The organism is Siccibacter colletis, assembly GCF_025914095.1.
Classification (GTDB): Bacteria; Pseudomonadota; Gammaproteobacteria; order Enterobacterales; family Enterobacteriaceae; genus Siccibacter; species Siccibacter colletis.
Genome location: NZ_CP074352.1, coordinates 1,619,589 through 1,638,260, shown reverse-complemented (window position 1 = coordinate 1,638,260; position 18,672 = coordinate 1,619,589). Strand labels below are relative to the sequence as shown.

The following is an 18,672-nucleotide window of genomic DNA, read 5'->3' as shown; positions in this document are numbered from 1 at the left end:
CTGACGATATGCATTTTAATTGCATAATAAGTGAATAATTATCTGAATGGACCCCGATGCGGGGCAAAGTACGAGAAAGTTTATGCAGGTTTAGCATTTCATACTGGAACTGTGATCGAACGCGTTATTTCAGGGCAGCCGCTGCCTCTTTTCAGGGCAGTGCGCCACCAAACGGTGCGCTTCGCCTGCCAGCTTTCACCTGTCGCGTTAATTGGCAAAACCGATGGATGGCAGCAGCAACCGGATCGCTTTTCTGCTACCATCCCGGCACTCTCACTTCACACAGTGGCTGCGACTTATGAAATTTGTCTCTTTTAATATCAACGGCCTGCGCGCCCGCCCCCATCAGCTGGAGGCGCTGGTAGAAAAGCATGCGCCGGACGTTATCGGCCTGCAGGAAACGAAAGTCCACGATGACATGTTCCCGCTCGAAGATGTCGCAAAGCTGGGCTACAACGTGTTCTATCACGGCCAGAAAGGGCATTACGGTGTGGCGCTGTTAACCAAAGCGTCGCCGATTTCCGTACGCCGCGGCTTCCCTGACGACGGTGAAGAGGCCCAGCGCCGTCTGATTATGGCGGAGATCCCGTCCCCGGTCGGTAACATCACCGTTATCAATGGTTACTTCCCGCAGGGCGAAAGCCGTGACCACCCGACCAAGTTCCCGGCCAAAGCGAAGTTCTATCAGGATCTGCAGAATTTCCTGGAAACCGAGCTGAAAAAAGAGAACCCGGTGCTGATCATGGGCGATATGAACATCAGCCCGACGGATCTGGATATCGGTATCGGGGAAGACAGCCGCAAGCGCTGGCTGCGCACCGGGAAATGCTCCTTCCTGCCGGAAGAGCGTGAGTGGATGGCGCGTCTGAAAAACTGGGGGCTGGTAGACACCTTCCGCGCCGCTAACCCGGAAGTCAATGACCGCTTCTCGTGGTTCGACTACCGCTCTCGCGGCTTCGACGACAATCGTGGGCTGCGTATCGATCTGCTGATGGCCAGCGAAGGCCTGATGCCGCATTGCGTTGAAACCGGTATCGACTACGAGATCCGCGCGATGGAAAAACCCTCCGACCACGCGCCGGTCTGGGCCAGCTTCAAACTCTGATCCCTCAGGCTCCCCGGCTACGGGGAGCCGTCTGTGAAAACACCTGATGAAAACCATTGATGTTGTCGCTGCCATTATCGAGCAGCAGGGCAAAATTTTACTGGCCCGGCGTCCACCAGAGGGCGACCAGCCTGGTCTGTGGGAGTTTCCCGGCGGGAAAGTCGAGGCCAACGAAACCCAGCCCGCGGCGCTACAGCGGGAACTGCGGGAAGAGTTAGCGATTGATGCCCGGATTGGCGGCTACGTGGCGAGCCACCGGCGCGAGGTGACGGGCAGAATGATCCATCTTCATGCCTGGCACGTGGTGGCGTTTCGCGGAGCGCTGACGGCGCTGTGCCACAGCGCGCTGCGCTGGTGCACCCCGCACGAGGCGTTGACGATGGATCTCGCCCCGGCGGATGTGCCCCTGCTGGAGGCGTTTATTCGCGCACGCGACGCCAGACCAGCGGATTAGTACTGAGGGTTTTCTCGTCGCGCTGGCACTGCATCAGCACGCCTTCGGTTTTGATCACCGCCCCTTCCGAGTAATTCTCATTCTGGTAGATGCAGCACTGGGTGCACTGCTGGGCGCGCTGCCCGCCGCTGCTGAACACTTCCGGCGGTATGCTGACGTCCACGTCTGGCCGGTAGCGGTCCGCTGCTGCTGGCAGACTCACCAGTAACGCCGCCGCCATCACCCATCCCCATTTTACCGTGACCATATCCCTCTCCCGAACCGTTACGTAGTGAGTATGACTATAGCCGCTGCGATCGCGGGCATTGGGTAAAAGACGCACGTTTTATCGCGTCACTTTTCACGATTGCTTACGCCGGGGGCGCGGCGGCATCCGGTTTTTTGCTTTTGCCGCGCGGGCTGCGCTTCGCGCCTTTCGACGCGGCTGATTTCCCGCCGCCCGGGGCGACGATACCGCGAAACTGACGCGTCGGCGTGCTGCGCGCCTGGTCGATCAAGGTATACAGCGTGGAAACCAGCGGCTGCATGAAGTCCTGGTAGCGGCACTGTTTTTCGCTGATTTGCGTCAGGGTCGATTCCCACTGCGCGGTCATGTCCGGGCGCGCCGCCAGCTCCGGTAAGGCGTGGATCAGCGCGCGTCCGGCATCGGTGGAACGGATGTAGCGCCCGTTTTTCACCAGGAATCCGCGTTTAAACAGCAGCTCGATAATCCCCGCACGCGTCGCTTCCGTGCCCAGCCCGTCGGTGGCGCGCAGGATTTTTTTCAGATCTTTGTCCTGCACGAAGCGCGCGATCCCGGTCATGGCAGAGAGCAGCGTGGCATCGGTAAAGTGGCGCGGCGGTTGGGTCTGGCGCTCCACCACTTCGCCTTTCTCGCACAGCAGGCTGTCGCCCTTCGCCACTACAGGCAGCGGCGTACCGTCGTTCTCTTCGTCGCGCTCTTTTCCACCCAGCAAGGCCCGCCAGCCGGCTTCGGCGAGGAAGCGCGCTTTGGCGATAAATTTTCCGTTTTCGATATCCAGCTCAATGGTGCATTTGCGGAACACCGCATCCGGGCAGAACTGCATCAGGTACTGACGGGCAATCAGGCTGTACACCTTCGCTTCGTTATCCGTCAGGTTGACCGCGCTGCTGCGCGCCGTGGGGATAATTGCGTGGTGCGCGTCCACCTTGCCGTCATCCCAGCAGCGGTTGCGGGTATCCGGGTTCACCGCCGGCTGCGGCAGCAGGTCGCTGGCGTGAACGCTGATGGCATTCATCACCGCGTGGCGACCGGCAAAGTGCTCTTCCGGCAGATAGCGGCTGTCGGAACGCGGATAGGTGATCAGCTTGTGGGTTTCATACAGCTTCTGGCAGATGTCGAGCACGTTCTGCGCGCTGAGGTTAAAGCGCTTCGCGGCCTCAATCTGCAACGAGGAGAGCGAAAACGGCAGCGGCGCGATTTCTGATTCCCGTTTATCGTTATACGCCGTGACCACCGCTGGCTTACCGGCAATCCGGTTGACCACGTGGTCAGCCAGCGGACGATGCAGCAGACGCCCTTCTTCATCCTGCCAGGGTTCACAGGCTTCGCTCGGCTGCCAGAGCGCGACAAACCGCTCATCGGCGGGGGTGACGATGTGCGCTTTCACATCGAAGAAATCTTTCGGGATGAAGTTTTCGATCTCTTCATCGCGCCGCACCACCAGCCCCAGCACCGGCGTCTGTACCCGTCCGACCGAGAGCACGCCCTGATAACCGGCGTTGCGCCCGAGAATGGTGTAAGCCCGGGTCATGTTGATGCCGTAGAGCCAGTCGGCACGGGCGCGGGCCAGCGCCGAGACGCACAGCGGGATAAACTCGCTGTTGGCGCGCAGGCGTGAGATGGCGCGCTCCACCGCCTGCGGGTTGAGATCGTTAATCAGACACCGCTGCACCTGCTGGCGCTTTTCCGGTGCAAGTTGCAGGTAATCGAGCACTTCGTCCACCAGCAGCTGCCCTTCCCGGTCCGGGTCACCGGCGTGGATCACTTCGCTGGCCTCATTGAGCAGGCGCTTCACCACGTTAAGCTGTTTGGCGACCGAGGCGCGGGGCTGCAGCTGCCACTTCTCTGGCACGATAGGCAGATCGCCCAGATCCCAGCGGGCGTAGCGCCCGTCGTAGGCATCGGGCTGCGCCTGTTCCAGCAGGTGGCCAACGCACCAGGTCACCACCTGACCGTTGCCGCATTCGATGTAGCCGTCGCCGCGACGATGCGGTTTTGGCAGCACGTCGGCGATCGCGCGGCCCAGACTGGGTTTTTCGGCAATAAACAGGCGCATTGGATCAGCGGATCTCGATCATCGGACGCCCGGCGCGGGCGGTGGTCAGCTCGCCGATAGCGGTCAGGGTGATGCCCCGCTCCGCCGCCAGCTGCGCCACCTGCGCTTCGGCATCCGGCGTCACCGCCAGCAGCAGGCCGCCGGAGGTTTGTGGATCGCACAGCAGGCTGCGCTGGGCATCGCTCATTTCACCCATCAGGTGACCATAGCTGGCGAAGTTGCGGGCAGTACCACCCGGCACGCAGCCCTGTTCAATGTAGCTTTCCACGCCCGGCAGTGTCGGCACGTCGGCAAAGCGCACCTGCGCCTGCACCCCTGCGCCCTGGCAGAGTTCGCTCAGATGCCCAAGCAGGCCGAAGCCGGTGACGTCGGTCATCGCCTTCACGCCCTCGATACTGGCCAGTTCCGCGCCGATGCTGTTGAGCTGGCACATCACCTCGGTGGCCAGCCCTTTGTGCTCGTCGCGCAGCAGGGATTTTTTCTCGGCGGTAGAGAGCACGCCGATACCCAGCGGCTTGGTAAGCCACAGGGTGCAGCCCGCTTCCGCAGTGCTGTTTTTCTTCACCCGTTCGGTGGGGACGATGCCGGTCACCGCGAGGCCGAAGATCGGCTCCGGGGCGTCGATGGAGTGGCCGCCAGCCAGCGCGATGCCAGCCTGCTGACAGGCGAAGCGTCCGCCGTCGACCACGTCACGGGCGATCTCCGGTGCCAGGGTGTTGATCGGCCAGCCGAGGATGGCGATCGCCATGATCGGTTTCCCGCCCATCGCGTAGATATCGCTGATGGCGTTGGTGGCGGCGATACGGCCGAAATCGAACGGGGAATCGACGATCGGCATAAAGAAGTCGGTGGTGCTGATAACGCTGGTGCCGTTGCCCAGGTCATACACCGCGGCATCATCGCGGGTTTCATTTCCGACCAGCAGGTTTGGATCGAGGAACTTCGCCATGTCGCTGTGCAGAATGGTATCGAGCACCTTCGGGGAAATTTTACAGCCGCAACCAGCTCCGTGGCTGTACTGGGTCAAACGAACAGTTTGCTCACTCATGGACATCTCCTGTCATTGGCAACGCGCTATGGTAGCGCTCAAACACCCGAGTGATAAGTCTGGCTGTCTGAATTGGCGGGCAGTTGCTCACAATCCAGACAGATTTGCGAAAGGGGATCAGAAACGGGTCACGAACGGGCGGGTGTCCGGCACGCTGATGGTGGTGGAGGCTTTCAGCTGTGGGGTGCCGAGGTAGAGGAAACCGACGATCTGATCCTGCTCAGCGCAGCCGAAGGCGTCACGCACCACCGGGCTGTCGGTCAGCGGGCCGCTGCGCCAGATGCCGTTGAAGCCCTGAGCCAGCGCCGCCATCTGCATCGCCATCACCGCACAGCCTGCGGACAGCAATTGCTCCCAGCGCGGCACCTTCGGGTGGTCCTGGCACTTCGCCACCACGGTAATGATCAGCGGGGCGCGGAACGGCGCGCTGCGCGCTTTTTCAATGGCTTTCTCGTCGCCACCGTTGGCGCGTGCTGCCTGCTCAAGCACGCTGCTGAAGCGCTCGCGGCCGTCGTTCTCAATCACAAAGAAGTGCCAGGGTTGCAGCGTCTTGTGGTCAGGGGCGCGCATCCCGGCCTGCAGGATCTTTTCCAGCGCGTCGCCCGTGGGGGCGGGGTCCGCCAGACGCGAGGCGCTGCGGCGATTTACAAGCAGATCTAATGCGTCCATTTCTTTACTCCTGGTCAGTTTTTTTAACGGCAAGCTAACATAGCGACTGAATTTGTTACAGCCCCGGCAGCGATTCCTGCTGACAACGTGCCGCCGGGTATTTAGGATAACCGACACATCTGGCTGTTCCAGTCAGTAGGGTCAATTAATGGATATGGAGAATACATGCGTACCCTGTGGCGATTTATTGCCGGTTTTTTTAAATGGACCTGGCGTCTGCTGAACTTCATCAGGGAACTGGTGTTGAATCTGTTTTTCATTCTGCTGGTGCTGGTGGGTGTCGGCATCTGGATGCAGCTCTCCAGCGGCCCGTCCGCACCCGCACGCGGGGCACTGCTGCTCGACATCGCCGGGGTGGTGGTTGATAAGCCGTCGGTGAACAACAAGCTCGGCGCGTTAGGCCGTCAGCTGTTCGGTGCCAGCTCCGATCGCTTACAGGAAAACTCCCTGTTCGATATCGTCAATATGATCCGTCAGGCGAAAGACGACCGGAACATTACCGGCATCGTGCTGGATCTGAAGGATTTCGCCGGGGCCGATCAGCCGTCGATGCAGTATATCGGCAAGGCGCTGCGCGAGTTCCGCGACAGCGGTAAGCCGGTGTTTGCGGTGGGCGAGAGCTACAGCCAGAGCCAGTACTACCTTGCCAGCTTCGCCAACAAAGTGTGGCTCTCCCCGCAGGGCACGGTGGATCTGCATGGTTTCGCCACCAACGGGCTGTACTACAAGTCGCTGCTCGACAAGCTGAAAGTCTCAACCCACGTGTTCCGCGTCGGCACCTATAAGTCGGCGGTCGAGCCGTTTATTCGTGATGACATGTCGCCTGCCGCGCGTGAAGCCGACAGCCGCTGGATTGGCGAGCTGTGGCAGAACTATCTCAACACCATCGCCGCTAACCGCAACATTCCGTGGCAGCAGGTGTTCCCTGGCGCGCAGGGCGTGCTTGAAGGCCTGACCGCCACCCAGGGCGATACCGCACAGTATGCGCTGAAGAACAAGCTGGTGGACGAGCTGGGCAGCAACGCTACTATCGAGAAAGCGCTGACCAAGCAGTTCGGCTGGAGCAGCGTCGATAAGAACTTCAGCGCGGTCAGCATGTATGACTACATGCTGAAAAAACCGGTGGAAACCGGCTCGGCCATCGCCGTGATCTACGCTAACGGCGCGATCATGGACGGCCCGGAAACCGCAGGCAACGTTGGGGGTGATACCACGGCATCACAGATCCGCGATGCGCGTCTGGATGCGAAAGTGAAAGCGATCGTGCTGCGCGTGAACAGTCCGGGCGGCAGCGTCAGCGCCTCGGAGCTGATCCGTGAAGAGCTGGCCGCGGCGAAAGCAGCCGGCAAGCCGGTGGTGGTATCGATGGGCGGCATGGCTGCGTCGGGCGGATACTGGATTTCGACGCCGGCCAACTACATCGTGGCTAACCAGAGCACGCTCACCGGCTCTATCGGCATTTTCGGGGTAATCAACACCTTCGAAAACAGCCTCGACAGCATCGGGGTGCATACCGACGGTGTGGCGACCTCGCCGCTGGCGGATATTGCTCTCACCAAAACCCTGCCGCCGGAAGTGCAGCAGATGATGCAGCTCGGCATCGAAAACGGCTATCAGCGCTTTATCAGCCTGGTGGCGGCGTCACGTAAACAGACCCCGGAGCAGATCGACAAGATTGCTCAGGGTCACGTCTGGACTGGCCTGGATGCGAAAGGCAACGGTCTCGTGGACGGCCTCGGTGACTTCGATGATGCGGTGAACAAAGCCGCCGAGCTGGCGAAGCTGAAGAGCTGGCATCTGGCTTACTTCCAGGAAGAGCCGGGCTTTATGGATATGGTGCTGGAGGGCATCACCGGGTCGGTGCACGCTATGCTGCCGCAGGCGCTGCAGGCCTACTTCCCGGCTCCGGTCGCTGATGCGGCGCGGGAGCTGAAAGCCCAGGGCGATAAGTTCGCCACGCTGAACGACCCGCAGAATCGCTACGCGTTCTGCCTCACCTGCGCCGACGTGCGATAATGCGAAAACCCGGCTGCGGCCGGGTTTTTTCTTTCTGCCCCGACCACCTGCCTCTGCGCTGCCACTTCCGGCGGGTTAAGGTATACTTCGCCCCGTCACGCATACGCACAACATAAAGTCCACTCATGCAAAAAAAATCGATTTACGTTGCCTATACCGGCGGCACCATTGGGATGCAGCGTTCTGAACAGGGTTACATTCCGGTGTCAGGGCATCTGCAGCATCAGCTGGCGTTAATGCCGGAGTTCCACCGCCCGGAGATGCCGGATTTCACCATCCATGAGTACGATCCGCTGATGGATTCCTCGGACATGACGCCGCAGGACTGGCAGCATATCGCCGATGATATTAAAGCCAACTATCACCGCTACGACGGCTTCGTGATCCTGCACGGCACCGATACCATGGCGTTCACCGCCTCGGCGCTGTCGTTCATGCTGGAAAACCTCAGCAAACCGGTGATCGTTACCGGGTCGCAGATCCCGCTGGCGGAGCTGCGTTCCGACGGGCAGACCAACCTGCTTAATGCCCTCTACGTGGCGGCTAACTACCCGATCAGTGAAGTGACGCTGTTCTTCAACAACCGTCTCTACCGCGGGAACCGCACCACCAAAGCGCACGCCGACGGCTTCGATGCCTTCGCCTCCCCTAACCTGCCGCCGCTGCTGGAAGCGGGTATTCATATTCGTCGCCTGAATACGCCACCGGCTCCGCAGGGCAACGGCGAGCTGATCGTGCATCAGATCACCCCGCAGCCGGTAGGCGTGCTGACCATTTATCCTGGGATCAGCGCGGACGTGGTGCGCAACTTCCTGCGCCAGCCGGTAAAAGCCCTGATCCTGCGCTCTTACGGGGTCGGCAACGCGCCGCAGAATGGCGATTTCCTTAACGAGCTGCGCGATGCCTGTTCACGCGGGATCGTGGTGGTTAACCTCACGCAGTGTATGTCCGGAAAGGTCAACATGGGCGGGTACGCCACCGGCAACGCCCTCGCTCACGCTGGCGTGATCAGCGGCTATGACATGACGGTTGAGGCAACCCTGACTAAACTGCACTATTTACTGTGTCAGGGTCTGGATGCACAGGCCATCCGCGACGCCATGATGGCGAACCTGCGCGGTGAGCTGACGCTCAATGACTGATGGCTGCTGCCAGCAAAGGAGAAGATATGAAACAACGTGCGCTGTTACTGGTCGATCTGCAGAATGATTTTTGCGCTGGCGGCGCGCTGGCGGTGGCCGAGGGCGACAGCACGGTAGACGTGGCAAATGTGCTGATCGACTGGAGCAAAGCCCGGGGTGAAGCCGTGGTGGCAAGTCAGGACTGGCACCCGGCCCATCACGGGAGCTTTGCCAGCCAGCATGGTGTCGAGCCGTTCAGCCAGGGTGAACTGGATGGCCTGCCGCAGACGTTCTGGCCGGATCACTGCGTGCAGGAGAGCGAGGGCGCGGCCCTGCATCCACTGCTTAACGCCAACGCCATCGACGCGGTGTTTCACAAAGGCGAAAACCCGGCTATCGACAGCTACAGTGCCTTTTTCGATAACGGCCACCGGCAAAAAACCGCGCTGGATGTCTGGCTGCGCCATCATGAAATTATCGAGCTGGTGGTGATGGGGCTGGCGACAGACTACTGCGTGAAATATACGGTGCTGGACGCGCTGCAGCTGGGTTACCGCGTGAACGTCATTACCGACGGCTGTCGCGGCGTCAACCTGCACCCGCAGGACAGCGCGCAGGCGTTTATGGATATGGCCGCCGCGGGAGCTACGCTCTACACCCTCGATGACTGGCGTGAAACCCAGGCATAACTGATAAAGCCGCCCGGGAGGCGGCTTTTTTGTCGCGTTACTGCGGTTTGAGCGTAGCCAGCGGTGCCGGGGAGATCCCGAACTCGGTTTTCAGCTGTTGCTTGCTTTTGGTAACAATCTGGCCGTCCTGGCCGATGGTCATGTGCTGCGGATCGGTGTTGTAGCGCATCTGCCACATCATCACCAGCTGCAGGCTGTTCTCTTTTTGCTCCGGCGTCAGTGCGACGCCATCCGGCCATTTTCCCAACTCAACGGCGGTTGCCAGACGCTGGTAAACTTCCGGCGTCATGCTGCTGATTACATCATCAAGATTCATCGTTTCTCCACAGCGTGCTGGAATAATTTGCTGAAACGTTTCATCAGCCTTTAATCTGCTCGCCGCTATCGTCATCGGCAAAGTTCAGCGAGGCGGAATTAACGCAGTAACGTTCGCCGGTAGGTTGCGGGCCATCGGGGAAGACATGTCCCAGGTGGGCATCACAGTTGCCACAGCGGATTTCGATGCGCTGCATGCCGTGCGAGTAGTCGTTGATGTAGCGGATCGCCTCTTCGCTCACCGGCTCATAAAAACTGGGCCAGCCGCAGCCGGAATCGTACTTGGACTGCGAGTTAAACAGCGCCGCATCACACACCAGGCAATGGTATACGCCTTCACGTTTGTTGTGCAGCAGACGCCCGGTGAATGGCGGTTCCGTGCCGTGTTTCTGCGTAACGTAGAACTGCATTTCCGTCAGATTTTGCTTCAGGTCATCCTGGGAATGTTCATTGCTCATAAGCGTACTTCTCGATGGGTTGTGTAGATACATCTGTACCCAGATTCTAACAAAACATTAACAGCCACGCGTACACTTTTGTTCTACACTTAGCGCTGTATTGGGGACGGGCAAGCAAATGTGACTCAGGTCACTTTTTTAACTTGCCTGCCCTTTAAAATTCCACGCGTCGTCCCAATGTGTTGAGATAGCACAACAGGAATAGTGAGGCGATCGGTCGAGCCAGGACAATGCAGTTGATTGATTTGTCGCAATGATTGACACGATTCCGCTTGACGCTGCGTAAGGTTTTTGTAATTTTACAGCCAACCTTTTATTCACTAACAAATAGCTGGTGGAATATATGACTATCAAAGTAGGTATCAACGGTTTTGGCCGTATCGGTCGCATTGTTTTCCGTGCCGCGCAGGAACGTTCTGACATCGAAATCGTTGGTATCAACGATCTGTTAGACGCTGACTACATGGCGTACATGCTGAAGTATGACTCCACTCACGGTCGTTTCAACGGCACCGTAGAAGTGAAAGACGGTCATCTGGTTGTTAACGGCAAAACCATCCGTGTTACCGCAGAGAAAGATCCGGCTAACCTGAAATGGAACGAAATCGGCGTTGACGTTGTGGCTGAAGCGACCGGTATCTTCCTGACCGACGAAACCGCACGTAAGCACATCACCGCTGGCGCGAAAAAAGTCGTTCTGACTGGTCCGTCTAAAGACAACACCCCGATGTTCGTTCGCGGTGCTAACTTCGACAAATACGAAGGTCAGGACATCGTTTCTAACGCATCCTGCACCACCAACTGCCTGGCACCGCTGGCGAAAGTTATCAACGACAACTTCGGCATCGTCGAAGGTCTGATGACCACCGTTCACGCGACCACCGCTACTCAGAAAACCGTTGACGGCCCGTCTCACAAAGACTGGCGCGGCGGCCGCGGCGCAGCTCAGAACATCATCCCGTCCTCTACCGGTGCAGCTAAAGCAGTAGGTAAAGTACTGCCAGAACTGAACGGCAAACTGACCGGTATGGCGTTCCGCGTTCCGACTCCGAACGTATCCGTTGTTGACCTGACCGTTCGTCTGGAAAAAGCAGCGTCCTACGAAGAAATCAAGAAAGCCATCAAAGCCGCTTCTGAAGGCGAAATGAAAGGCGTTCTGGGTTACACCGAAGACGACGTTGTTTCTACCGACTTCAACGGCGAAGTTTGCACTTCCGTGTTCGATGCCAAAGCCGGTATCGCACTGAACGACAACTTTGTGAAACTGGTTTCCTGGTACGACAACGAAACTGGCTACTCCAACAAAGTTCTGGATCTGATTGCCCACATCTCCAAATAAGTGAGATGAGCAACTGACAATAAAGAGCGACTTCGGTCGCTCTTTTTTTTGCGCATGCGCCGGCATCCCGACGCGAAGAGTGAGGACTGACTTGATGAACAATAAAATTTTTGCGCTTCCGGTAGTCGATCAGCTGACCACGGCGCTGTCGCGTCGCCAGATGGACGAGCTGGACATCATCGTGATTGACCATCCGCAGGTTAAAGCATCGCTGGCACTGCAGGGTGCGCACCTGCTGACCTGGCAACCTGCCGGGGAAGAAGAAGTACTGTGGCTTAGCGCTACGACCCCCTTTAAAACCGGCGTTGCCCTGCGTGGCGGCATTCCGATCTGCTGGCCGTGGTTTGGCCCGGCTGAGGATAAATCCCTGCCCTCTCACGGCTTCGCCCGTAATCTGGCCTGGCATCTGAAAGCGCATCAGGAAGATGACAATGGCGTGGTGCTGACGCTGGAGTTGCAGCAGAGCGAAGCGACAAAACGCTACTGGCCGCACGACTTCACGCTGTTTGCCCGCTTCAGACTCAGCAAAACCTGCGAAGTGGAGCTCGAAGCCCACGGCGAATTTGAAACCACCTCCGCGCTGCATACCTATTTCAATGTCGGTGACATTGATGCGGTGAAGGTGAGCGGACTGGGCGATCGTTATATCGATAAAGTGAATAATGCTCAGGAAGGCGTGCTCAGCAACGGCGTTCAGACCTTCCCGGACCGCACGGATCGCGTCTATCTCAACCCGGAAGCGTGCAGCCTGATTGGCGACAGCGCGTTAAACCGCTGCATCGAAGTGGTGCACCACCACCACAGCAACGTTGTCGGCTGGAACCCTGGCCCGGCGCTGTCGGTCAGCATGGGCGACATGCCGGACGACGGCTATAAGACGTTCGTCTGCGTGGAGACGGCCTGTGTCACCCGCGCACAGAAAACCACCGAAGAGCGACCGTCGCGCCTGGCGCAGACGCTGCGCGTGGTGCGCAAAGGCTAAAACCGCCAGCGCGGTTAGCCAGCCGGGGTGAGCAATGCTCACCCCTTTTTTATGCGGCTTACACCACGTCCAGCGGCGTTTTGTAGCCGGGTGCCGGAAACGCGTTGTCGAGACGCGCCAGCGCCTCGTCAGACAGCGTCACCTCCAGCGCCGCCGCGTTTTCGCGCACGTGCGCTATGCTGCCAGCTTTTGGAATGGCCATTACGCCCTGATGGCTTATCACCCACGCCAGCAATACCTGCGCGACGCTGATGCCGTGCTGATGCGCCACATCCTGCACCACCGCATCGCTCATCAGCTCGCTGCGCAGCCGCCCCGCCTGGGCGAGCGGGCAGTAGGCCATAACCGGCACCTGATGCTGCTGGCACCAGGGCAGCAGATCGTACTCAATGCCGCGCGACCCAAGATGATAGAGCACCTGATCGGTCACGCACTCTCGTCCGGCCCCGAGCTGCCACAGCTCCTGCATATCGTCATAATCGAGATTGGACACGCCCCAGCGGCGGATTTTTCCCTGCTGCATCAGGGTTTGCATGGCGCTCACCGTTTCCTCCAGCGAGAACGGGCCGCGCCAGTGCAGGAGATAAAGGTCGAGCACATCGGTGCCGAGGCGCTGCAGGCTCGCTTCACAGGCAGCAATCGCTTTCTGGCCGCCAGCATTCCACGGGTAAACCTTGGAGACGAGAAATACCTCATCGCGACGCCCGCGAATCGCATCCCCGACTACCCGCTCCGCGCCGCCTTCCGCATACATTTCAGCGGTATCAATCAGCGTCAGGCCCGCATCGATACCAGCCTGAAGGGCTGCAACTTCGCTACGATGCTGATGCGCCTGCTCCCCCATGTACCACGTGCCCTGGCCGATTGCCGGAAGCGCCAGCGCTTCAGGAAAAATTACTGATGTGGTCGTCATCGTCGCCTCCTGGTTTTTGCACCACCATAATGCAAAACAGGGCGCAAGCGCCCTGTTAGTTTGCACAAATCTGTTACTCAGAAACGGTAAGTCACACCGGCAGACATTGCCGCGCCCCAGGACTGATCGACCATCGGGCTATCGGTCACTTCATCTGCCAGGCGGGTGTAGCGCGCCAGACCGTAGACGCTCCACGCGTCGTTCAGGCTGTAAGCGGCAGAAAGCTCCAGGTACGGGCTCCAGCTGTCGTCAGCACGGTAGCGGTCAAGGCCGCTGCGGTTAGACTCTTTACGGGATACGCCGTAGTAGTAGTCGTTCTGGTTTTCGCTGCTCCACTCGATACCGATACCCGGGGTCAGGGTCAGGCCGCCGTTGGTGTAGCGATAGAGCCACGCCAGATCCCAGACAATACCGTTGCTGTTATCCAGCGTGTCGCCGGACAGCGTGGTACGCAGGAAACCATACTGGGTATTATGGATATAAGAGAGGCCCGCCATCAGGGTGCTCTTGCGTTTGTCGAGACGCTTGAGCTGTTCATCGTCGCTGTCGCCCGGCTTGAAGTGCAGCGGCGAGTAGTACGCCATGATGGAGAGTTTATCGGCGGTGTCATTCCACAGGTAATACCCTGCACCGAGACCGCGGAACCAGAAGTTGTCGCTTTCGTAGTTGATGACCGGAACCGGCACGACGTCGCGATCGTAATCTTTATAAGGGCTTTCAAGCACCCCAACTCCGGCGCCTAATGAGAAGGAGTCTTCCGCTTGAACCAGCGATGCAGATGAGGCAAGTAGCGCACCCAATGCAAGAATTTTGAAATTGGTCACAGTCCGTTCATTCCTATAATCAAATAATCCGCGCGATAAGTGTAACCGCCCTTCACAACCAGCCCAAGCTATTTACCCCAAAGAAACATCCGATAACACGTCAGCCTGACCGGTTTTGATGACGCTAAGCTTACGCCAGAATGACGGCTGTATGAATTCTGGCGCGGACGCTAATCACAAAAGCGAATAATTTTGGATGAGTTATTGATATGTCATTGAAATTCATTTTGCTGCGTATGCAAGTTTCACAAATGCCATCTACGCTTAATTTTAAGAGAAGCTATATTGCTGAGCGCCTTTATTTCTCTGCTATTCACTAACCTGGCATAAGGGTTGCTGCAGTCAGAATTCGTCTTCCAGGAGCCTCCTCTATCTAAATGAACGGCTCTCACATCTGTGCTAAAACGAAAGGACGGCATGCCATGAATATATTCGATCACTATCGTCAGCGTTATGAAGCTGCCAAGGACGAAGAGTTCACACTGCAGGAATTTCTTACTGTTTGCCGACAGGACCGCAGCGCTTACGCCAATGCGGCAGAGCGGCTACTAACGGCCATTGGTGAGCCAGTGATGGTAGATACAGCGCAGGAGCCGCGGCTTTCACGTCTCTTCTCTAACCGGGTGGTGGCGCGCTATCCGGCCTTCGAAGAGTTTTACGGCATGGAAGAGGCCATCGAACAGATCGTCTCCTATCTCAAGCATGCCGCGCAGGGCCTGGAAGAGAAGAAACAGATCCTCTATTTACTCGGCCCGGTAGGCGGCGGTAAATCGTCGCTGGCCGAACGCCTGAAATCCCTGATGCAGCGCGTGCCCATTTACGTGCTGAGCGCCAACGGCGAGCGCAGCCCGGTCAACGATCACCCGCTGTGCCTGTTCAACCCGCAGGAAGATGCCCAGATTCTGGAAAAAGAGTACGGCATCCCCAATCGCTATCTCGGCACCATTATGTCGCCGTGGGCGGCGAAGCGTCTGCACGAGTTCGGCGGCGATATTACTAAATTCCGCGTGGTTAAAGTCTGGCCGTCCATTCTCCAGCAGCTGGCAATCGCGAAAACCGAGCCGGGAGATGAAAACAATCAGGATATTTCAGCCCTGGTCGGGAAAGTGGATATTCGCAAGCTGGAACACCATGCCCAGAACGACCCCGACGCCTATGGTTACTCCGGCGCGCTGTGCCGCGCAAACCAGGGGATCATGGAGTTTGTTGAGATGTTCAAAGCACCTATTAAAGTGCTGCACCCGCTGCTGACGGCGACCCAGGAAGGTAACTACAACGGCACCGAGGGCATCTCCGCCCTGCCGTTCAACGGTATCATTCTTGCGCACTCCAACGAATCAGAGTGGGTCACCTTCCGTAACAACAAGAACAACGAAGCTTTCCTCGACCGCGTGTACATCGTTAAGGTGCCGTACTGCCTGCGCATTTCGGAAGAGATCAAAATCTACGAGAAGCTGCTCAATCACAGCGAGCTGTCTCACGCCCCGTGCGCACCAGGCACGCTGGAAACCCTGTCGCGCTTCTCGATTTTGTCGCGTCTGAAAGAGCCGGAAAACTCCAGCATCTACTCGAAAATGCGCGTCTATGACGGGGAAAGCCTGAAAGATACCGATCCGAAAGCCAAGTCCTATCAGGAGTACCGGGACTACGCCGGGGTGGATGAAGGGATGAACGGCCTCTCCACGCGCTTTGCCTTTAAGATCCTGTCGCGGGTGTTCAACTTCGATAACGTCGAAGTTGCCGCCAACCCGGTGCATCTGTTCTACGTGCTGGAGCAGCAGATCGAGCGCGAGCAGTTCCCGCAGGAGCAGGCCGAGCGCTACCTCGAATTCCTCAAAGGCTACCTGATCCCGAAATATGCCGAGTTTATCGGGAAAGAGATCCAGACCGCGTACCTCGAATCCTATTCCGAGTACGGCCAGAATATTTTCGATCGCTACGTCACCTATGCCGATTTCTGGATCCAGGATCAGGAGTACCGCGATCCGGATACCGGCCAGCTGTTCGATCGCGAATCCCTGAACGCCGAACTGGAAAAAATCGAAAAGCCAGCCGGGATCAGCAACCCGAAAGATTTCCGTAATGAGATCGTCAACTTCGTGCTGCGCGCCCGGGCTAACCACAACGGCCGCAATCCGAACTGGACCAGCTACGAGAAGCTGCGCACGGTGATTGAGAAGAAAATGTTCTCAAACACCGAGGAGCTGCTGCCGGTGATCTCCTTCAACGCGAAAACCTCCACCGATGAGCAGAAGAAACATGACGACTTTGTCGATCGCATGATGGAGAAAGGCTATACCCGCAAGCAGGTTCGCCTGCTGTGCGAATGGTATCTGCGCGTGCGTAAATCATCCTGATAAGTCGGGTCATGGCGGCAGGTCGCGGGCAGGTTATCGCCGCGGCCTGCCGCTGACAGCACAAGACGGGAGGGGCATATGACCTGGTTTATAGACCGGCGTCTTAACGGCAAAAATAAGAGCACGGTGAATCGCCAGCGCTTTTTGCGTCGTTATAAATCGCAAATCAAACAGTCGATCTCGGAAGCCATCAATAAACGTTCGGTAACCGACGTGGAGAGCGGCGAATCCGTTTCCATTCCCAATGAGGATATCAGCGAACCGATGTTCCATCAGGGACGCGGCGGCCTGCGCCATCGCGTACATCCTGGCAACGACCACTTCGTGCAGAACGACCGAATCGAACGCCCGCAGGGCGGCGGCGGCGGGTCCGGCAGCGGCCAGGGCGAGGCCAGCGCCGACGGTGAAGGTCAGGACGAATTCGTGTTTCAGATTTCCAAGGACGAGTATCTCGATCTGCTGTTCGAGGATCTGGCCCTGCCGAATCTGAAGAAAAACCAGCACCGTCAGCTTAACGAGTACAAGACCCATCGCGCTGGCTTCACGTCCAACGGCGTCCCGGCCAATATCAGCGTGGTGCGCTCGCTGCAGAATTCACTGGCGCGGCGTACCGCGATGTCGGCTGGCAAGCGCCGTCAGCTGCGCGCGCTGGAAGAGGACCTGGAGAAAGTAGCGAAAAGCGAACCGGCGCAGCTGCTGGAAGAGGAGCGGCTGCGCAAGGAGATCGCCGAGCTACGGGAGAAAATCGCCCGCGTGCCCTTTATCGATACCTTCGACCTGCGCTACAAGAATTATGAAAAACGTCCTGAGCCATCGAGTCAGGCGGTGATGTTCTGCCTGATGGACGTCTCTGGGTCAATGGATCAGACCACCAAAGATATGGCCAAGCGTTTCTACATCCTGCTCTATCTGTTCCTGAGCCGGACATATAAAAACGTGGAAGTCGTTTATATCCGCCACCACACCCAGGCGAAAGAGGTGGACGAGCACGAATTCTTCTACTCCCAGGAGACCGGCGGCACCATTGTCTCCAGCGCCCTGAAGCTGATGGATGAGGTTGTGAAAGCACGCTACGACCCGGCGCAGTGGAATATTTACGCCGCCCAGGCCTCGGACGGGGATAACTGGGCGGACGACTCGCCGCTGTGCCACGAGCTGCTGGCGAAAAAGATCCTGCCGGTGGTGCGCTACTACAGCTATATCGAAATCACCCGCCGGGCGCATCAGACGCTGTGGCGCGAGTACGAGCATCTGCAGGCAATGTTTGACAACTTCGCCATGCAGCATATCCGCGATCAGGATGATATCTACCCGGTGTTCCGCGAGCTGTTCCACAAACAGCAGGGGGCGGAGGCCCACGGCTAGGCCATTTTTTCCTGTACCAGAGCGGCTCGTTGCACGAGCCGCTTTTTTTATTGCCGATGCCCGCCCGGGCCGGGTTTCCTGAGGTTTTTCCCCGCAAATTCAGTCAGGTATTTCACGCGTTACGCGCTATGATGACCATCCTTAGCAGGCAAAGCGATAAGAGGGAACAGATGATAAGCGTAGCGGGGACAGATATTTTCCAGCAGTTAATCGACCTGCTGGAAGCGCAGCAGGCGCGGTATCGCGTGATGGATCACGAGCCGGTGGGCAAGTGCGAAGCGGTTTCCGCGCTGCGCGGAACGGCACTGGAACAGGGAGCGAAAGCGCTGGTGTGCAAAGTGAAGGGGCACGGCATAAAACAGCACGTGCTGGCGATAATCGCTGCCGATAAACAGGCCGATCTGGCTGCGCTGGCTGCCGGTATCGGCGGAAGCAAAGCCTCGCTGGCCAGCCCGCCAGAAGTGGACAGCCTGACCGGATGCGTGTTCGGCGCCATTCCGCCCTTCAGCTTTCATCCTTCACTGAAGCTGGTGGCCGACCCGCTGCTGTTTGAGCGCGTCGACGAGATCGCCTTCAACGCCGGTCGGCTGGAAAAATCCATTGTGCTGAACACCGCAGACTATCTGCGCATCGCCCGGCCTGAGCTGATGGCGTTTCGCGCGGCTTAGCCGTGGCGCTCCAGCAGCAGTACCGCCCCGACCAGCGTCAGGGCGAGAC

The 18,672-nt window shown here is 58.3% G+C and carries 18 protein-coding genes; 10 read left to right on the top strand and 8 right to left on the bottom strand.

Annotated elements, in window-relative coordinates:
* The first annotated feature begins 298 nt into the window (after positions 1-298).
* Positions 299-1,105 carry an exodeoxyribonuclease III gene (gene xthA, locus KFZ77_RS07825; RefSeq protein WP_031519830.1) on the top strand — a complete coding sequence of 269 codons (807 nt, stop codon included), beginning with the start codon at positions 299-301 and terminating at the stop codon, positions 1,103-1,105.
* 46 nt (positions 1,106-1,151) lie between these two features.
* Positions 1,152-1,559: a pyrimidine (deoxy)nucleoside triphosphate diphosphatase gene (locus KFZ77_RS07820; RefSeq protein WP_264385913.1), complete on the top strand. Its 408-nt coding sequence runs from the start codon at positions 1,152-1,154 to the stop codon at positions 1,557-1,559.
* Here KFZ77_RS07820 and KFZ77_RS07815 read toward each other — a convergent pair.
* The 4 genes from KFZ77_RS07815 to KFZ77_RS07800 all read right to left on the bottom strand — a co-directional run bounded on the left by KFZ77_RS07815 (position 1,525) and on the right by KFZ77_RS07800 (position 5,576).
* Complete coding sequence (locus tag KFZ77_RS07815; RefSeq protein ID WP_031519833.1) at positions 1,525-1,779, bottom strand: DUF1496 domain-containing protein; 255 nt, start codon at positions 1,777-1,779, stop codon at positions 1,525-1,527. The two genes, KFZ77_RS07820 and KFZ77_RS07815, sit on opposite strands and share 35 nt — an antisense overlap.
* A gap of 130 nt (positions 1,780-1,909) precedes the next feature.
* Positions 1,910-3,859, bottom strand: a complete 1,950-nt coding sequence (locus KFZ77_RS07810; RefSeq protein WP_264385912.1) for a DNA topoisomerase III — start codon at positions 3,857-3,859, stop codon at positions 1,910-1,912.
* Between the two features lie 4 nt (positions 3,860-3,863).
* A complete protein-coding gene (gene selD, locus KFZ77_RS07805; protein WP_264385911.1) occupies positions 3,864-4,907 on the bottom strand; it encodes a selenide, water dikinase SelD in 1,044 nt (347 codons plus the stop codon).
* Positions 4,908-5,024: 117 nt separating this feature from the next.
* Positions 5,025-5,576 (bottom strand): NAD(P)H nitroreductase, encoded by a 552-nt coding sequence (locus KFZ77_RS07800; protein WP_264385910.1) that lies wholly within the window; start codon positions 5,574-5,576, stop codon positions 5,025-5,027.
* 165 nt (positions 5,577-5,741) lie between these two features.
* Between KFZ77_RS07800 and sppA the strand changes: the two genes are divergently transcribed.
* The 3 genes from sppA (at position 5,742) to pncA (ending at position 9,402) form a co-directional block, all read left to right on the top strand.
* Positions 5,742-7,592, top strand: coding sequence for a signal peptide peptidase SppA (gene sppA / locus KFZ77_RS07795; protein ID WP_264385909.1), 1,851 nt, complete (start codon positions 5,742-5,744; stop codon positions 7,590-7,592).
* Positions 7,593-7,717: 125 nt separating this feature from the next.
* A complete protein-coding gene (ansA, locus tag KFZ77_RS07790) occupies positions 7,718-8,734 on the top strand; it encodes an asparaginase (RefSeq protein WP_264385908.1) in 1,017 nt (338 codons plus the stop codon).
* A 26-nt stretch (positions 8,735-8,760) separates the two neighbouring features.
* Positions 8,761-9,402 (top strand): bifunctional nicotinamidase/pyrazinamidase, encoded by a 642-nt coding sequence (gene pncA / locus KFZ77_RS07785; RefSeq protein ID WP_264385907.1) that lies wholly within the window; start codon positions 8,761-8,763, stop codon positions 9,400-9,402.
* Between the two features lie 37 nt (positions 9,403-9,439).
* Here the strand turns inward: pncA and KFZ77_RS07780 are convergent, their stop codons facing one another.
* Both KFZ77_RS07780 and msrB read right to left on the bottom strand, forming a co-directional pair.
* Entirely contained in the window at positions 9,440-9,718 is a 279-nt protein-coding gene (locus KFZ77_RS07780) for a YeaC family protein (RefSeq protein ID WP_264385906.1), read from the bottom strand.
* Between the two features lie 43 nt (positions 9,719-9,761).
* Positions 9,762-10,175 (bottom strand): peptide-methionine (R)-S-oxide reductase MsrB, encoded by a 414-nt coding sequence (gene msrB / locus KFZ77_RS07775; RefSeq protein ID WP_031519848.1) that lies wholly within the window; start codon positions 10,173-10,175, stop codon positions 9,762-9,764.
* Positions 10,176-10,518: 343 nt separating this feature from the next.
* Between msrB and gapA the strand changes: the two genes are divergently transcribed.
* Together gapA and KFZ77_RS07765 are read left to right on the top strand one after the other, a co-directional pair.
* On the top strand, positions 10,519-11,514 hold the full coding sequence (gapA, locus tag KFZ77_RS07770) for a glyceraldehyde-3-phosphate dehydrogenase (protein ID WP_031519849.1): 996 nt from the start codon (positions 10,519-10,521) through the stop codon (positions 11,512-11,514).
* Positions 11,515-11,608: 94 nt separating this feature from the next.
* Positions 11,609-12,496: a D-hexose-6-phosphate mutarotase gene (locus tag KFZ77_RS07765; protein ID WP_264385905.1), complete on the top strand. Its 888-nt coding sequence runs from the start codon at positions 11,609-11,611 to the stop codon at positions 12,494-12,496.
* 58 nt (positions 12,497-12,554) lie between these two features.
* Here the strand turns inward: KFZ77_RS07765 and KFZ77_RS07760 are convergent, their stop codons facing one another.
* On the bottom strand, positions 12,555-13,409 hold the full coding sequence (locus KFZ77_RS07760) for an aldo/keto reductase (RefSeq protein ID WP_264385904.1): 855 nt from the start codon (positions 13,407-13,409) through the stop codon (positions 12,555-12,557).
* A gap of 77 nt (positions 13,410-13,486) precedes the next feature.
* Positions 13,487-14,233, bottom strand: a complete 747-nt coding sequence (locus KFZ77_RS07755; protein WP_264385903.1) for a MipA/OmpV family protein — start codon at positions 14,231-14,233, stop codon at positions 13,487-13,489.
* Positions 14,234-14,655: 422 nt separating this feature from the next.
* Here KFZ77_RS07755 and yeaG point away from each other — a divergent pair, with 422 nt between their 5' ends.
* The 3 genes from yeaG to KFZ77_RS07740 all read left to right on the top strand — a co-directional run bounded on the left by yeaG (position 14,656) and on the right by KFZ77_RS07740 (position 18,623).
* Positions 14,656-16,590, top strand: a complete 1,935-nt coding sequence (gene yeaG / locus KFZ77_RS07750) for a protein kinase YeaG (protein ID WP_031519856.1) — start codon at positions 14,656-14,658, stop codon at positions 16,588-16,590.
* 78 nt (positions 16,591-16,668) lie between these two features.
* Entirely contained in the window at positions 16,669-17,955 is a 1,287-nt protein-coding gene (locus KFZ77_RS07745; protein ID WP_031519857.1) for a YeaH/YhbH family protein, read from the top strand.
* 170 nt (positions 17,956-18,125) lie between these two features.
* Positions 18,126-18,623: a YbaK/prolyl-tRNA synthetase associated domain-containing protein gene (locus KFZ77_RS07740; protein WP_264385902.1), complete on the top strand. Its 498-nt coding sequence runs from the start codon at positions 18,126-18,128 to the stop codon at positions 18,621-18,623.
* Positions 18,624-18,672 lie beyond the last annotated feature (49 nt).

Coding starts and splice junctions, on each gene's coding strand:
- msrB (WP_031519848.1), bottom strand. CDS start 10,175: ATGAGCAATGAACATTCCCAGGATGACCTGAAGCAAAATCTGACGGAA.
- xthA (WP_031519830.1), top strand. CDS start 299: ATGAAATTTGTCTCTTTTAATATCAACGGCCTGCGCGCCCGCCCCCAT.
- KFZ77_RS07780 (WP_264385906.1), bottom strand. CDS start 9,718: ATGAATCTTGATGATGTAATCAGCAGCATGACGCCGGAAGTTTACCAG.
- KFZ77_RS07760 (WP_264385904.1), bottom strand. CDS start 13,409: ATGACGACCACATCAGTAATTTTTCCTGAAGCGCTGGCGCTTCCGGCA.
- sppA (WP_264385909.1), top strand. CDS start 5,742: ATGCGTACCCTGTGGCGATTTATTGCCGGTTTTTTTAAATGGACCTGG.
- KFZ77_RS07820 (WP_264385913.1), top strand. CDS start 1,152: ATGAAAACCATTGATGTTGTCGCTGCCATTATCGAGCAGCAGGGCAAA.
- gapA (WP_031519849.1), top strand. CDS start 10,519: ATGACTATCAAAGTAGGTATCAACGGTTTTGGCCGTATCGGTCGCATT.
- selD (WP_264385911.1), bottom strand. CDS start 4,907: ATGAGTGAGCAAACTGTTCGTTTGACCCAGTACAGCCACGGAGCTGGT.
- KFZ77_RS07745 (WP_031519857.1), top strand. CDS start 16,669: ATGACCTGGTTTATAGACCGGCGTCTTAACGGCAAAAATAAGAGCACG.
- KFZ77_RS07800 (WP_264385910.1), bottom strand. CDS start 5,576: ATGGACGCATTAGATCTGCTTGTAAATCGCCGCAGCGCCTCGCGTCTG.
- KFZ77_RS07810 (WP_264385912.1), bottom strand. CDS start 3,859: ATGCGCCTGTTTATTGCCGAAAAACCCAGTCTGGGCCGCGCGATCGCC.
- pncA (WP_264385907.1), top strand. CDS start 8,761: ATGAAACAACGTGCGCTGTTACTGGTCGATCTGCAGAATGATTTTTGC.
- ansA (WP_264385908.1), top strand. CDS start 7,718: ATGCAAAAAAAATCGATTTACGTTGCCTATACCGGCGGCACCATTGGG.
- KFZ77_RS07815 (WP_031519833.1), bottom strand. CDS start 1,779: ATGGCGGCGGCGTTACTGGTGAGTCTGCCAGCAGCAGCGGACCGCTAC.
- KFZ77_RS07765 (WP_264385905.1), top strand. CDS start 11,609: ATGAACAATAAAATTTTTGCGCTTCCGGTAGTCGATCAGCTGACCACG.
- KFZ77_RS07740 (WP_264385902.1), top strand. CDS start 18,126: ATGATAAGCGTAGCGGGGACAGATATTTTCCAGCAGTTAATCGACCTG.
- yeaG (WP_031519856.1), top strand. CDS start 14,656: ATGAATATATTCGATCACTATCGTCAGCGTTATGAAGCTGCCAAGGAC.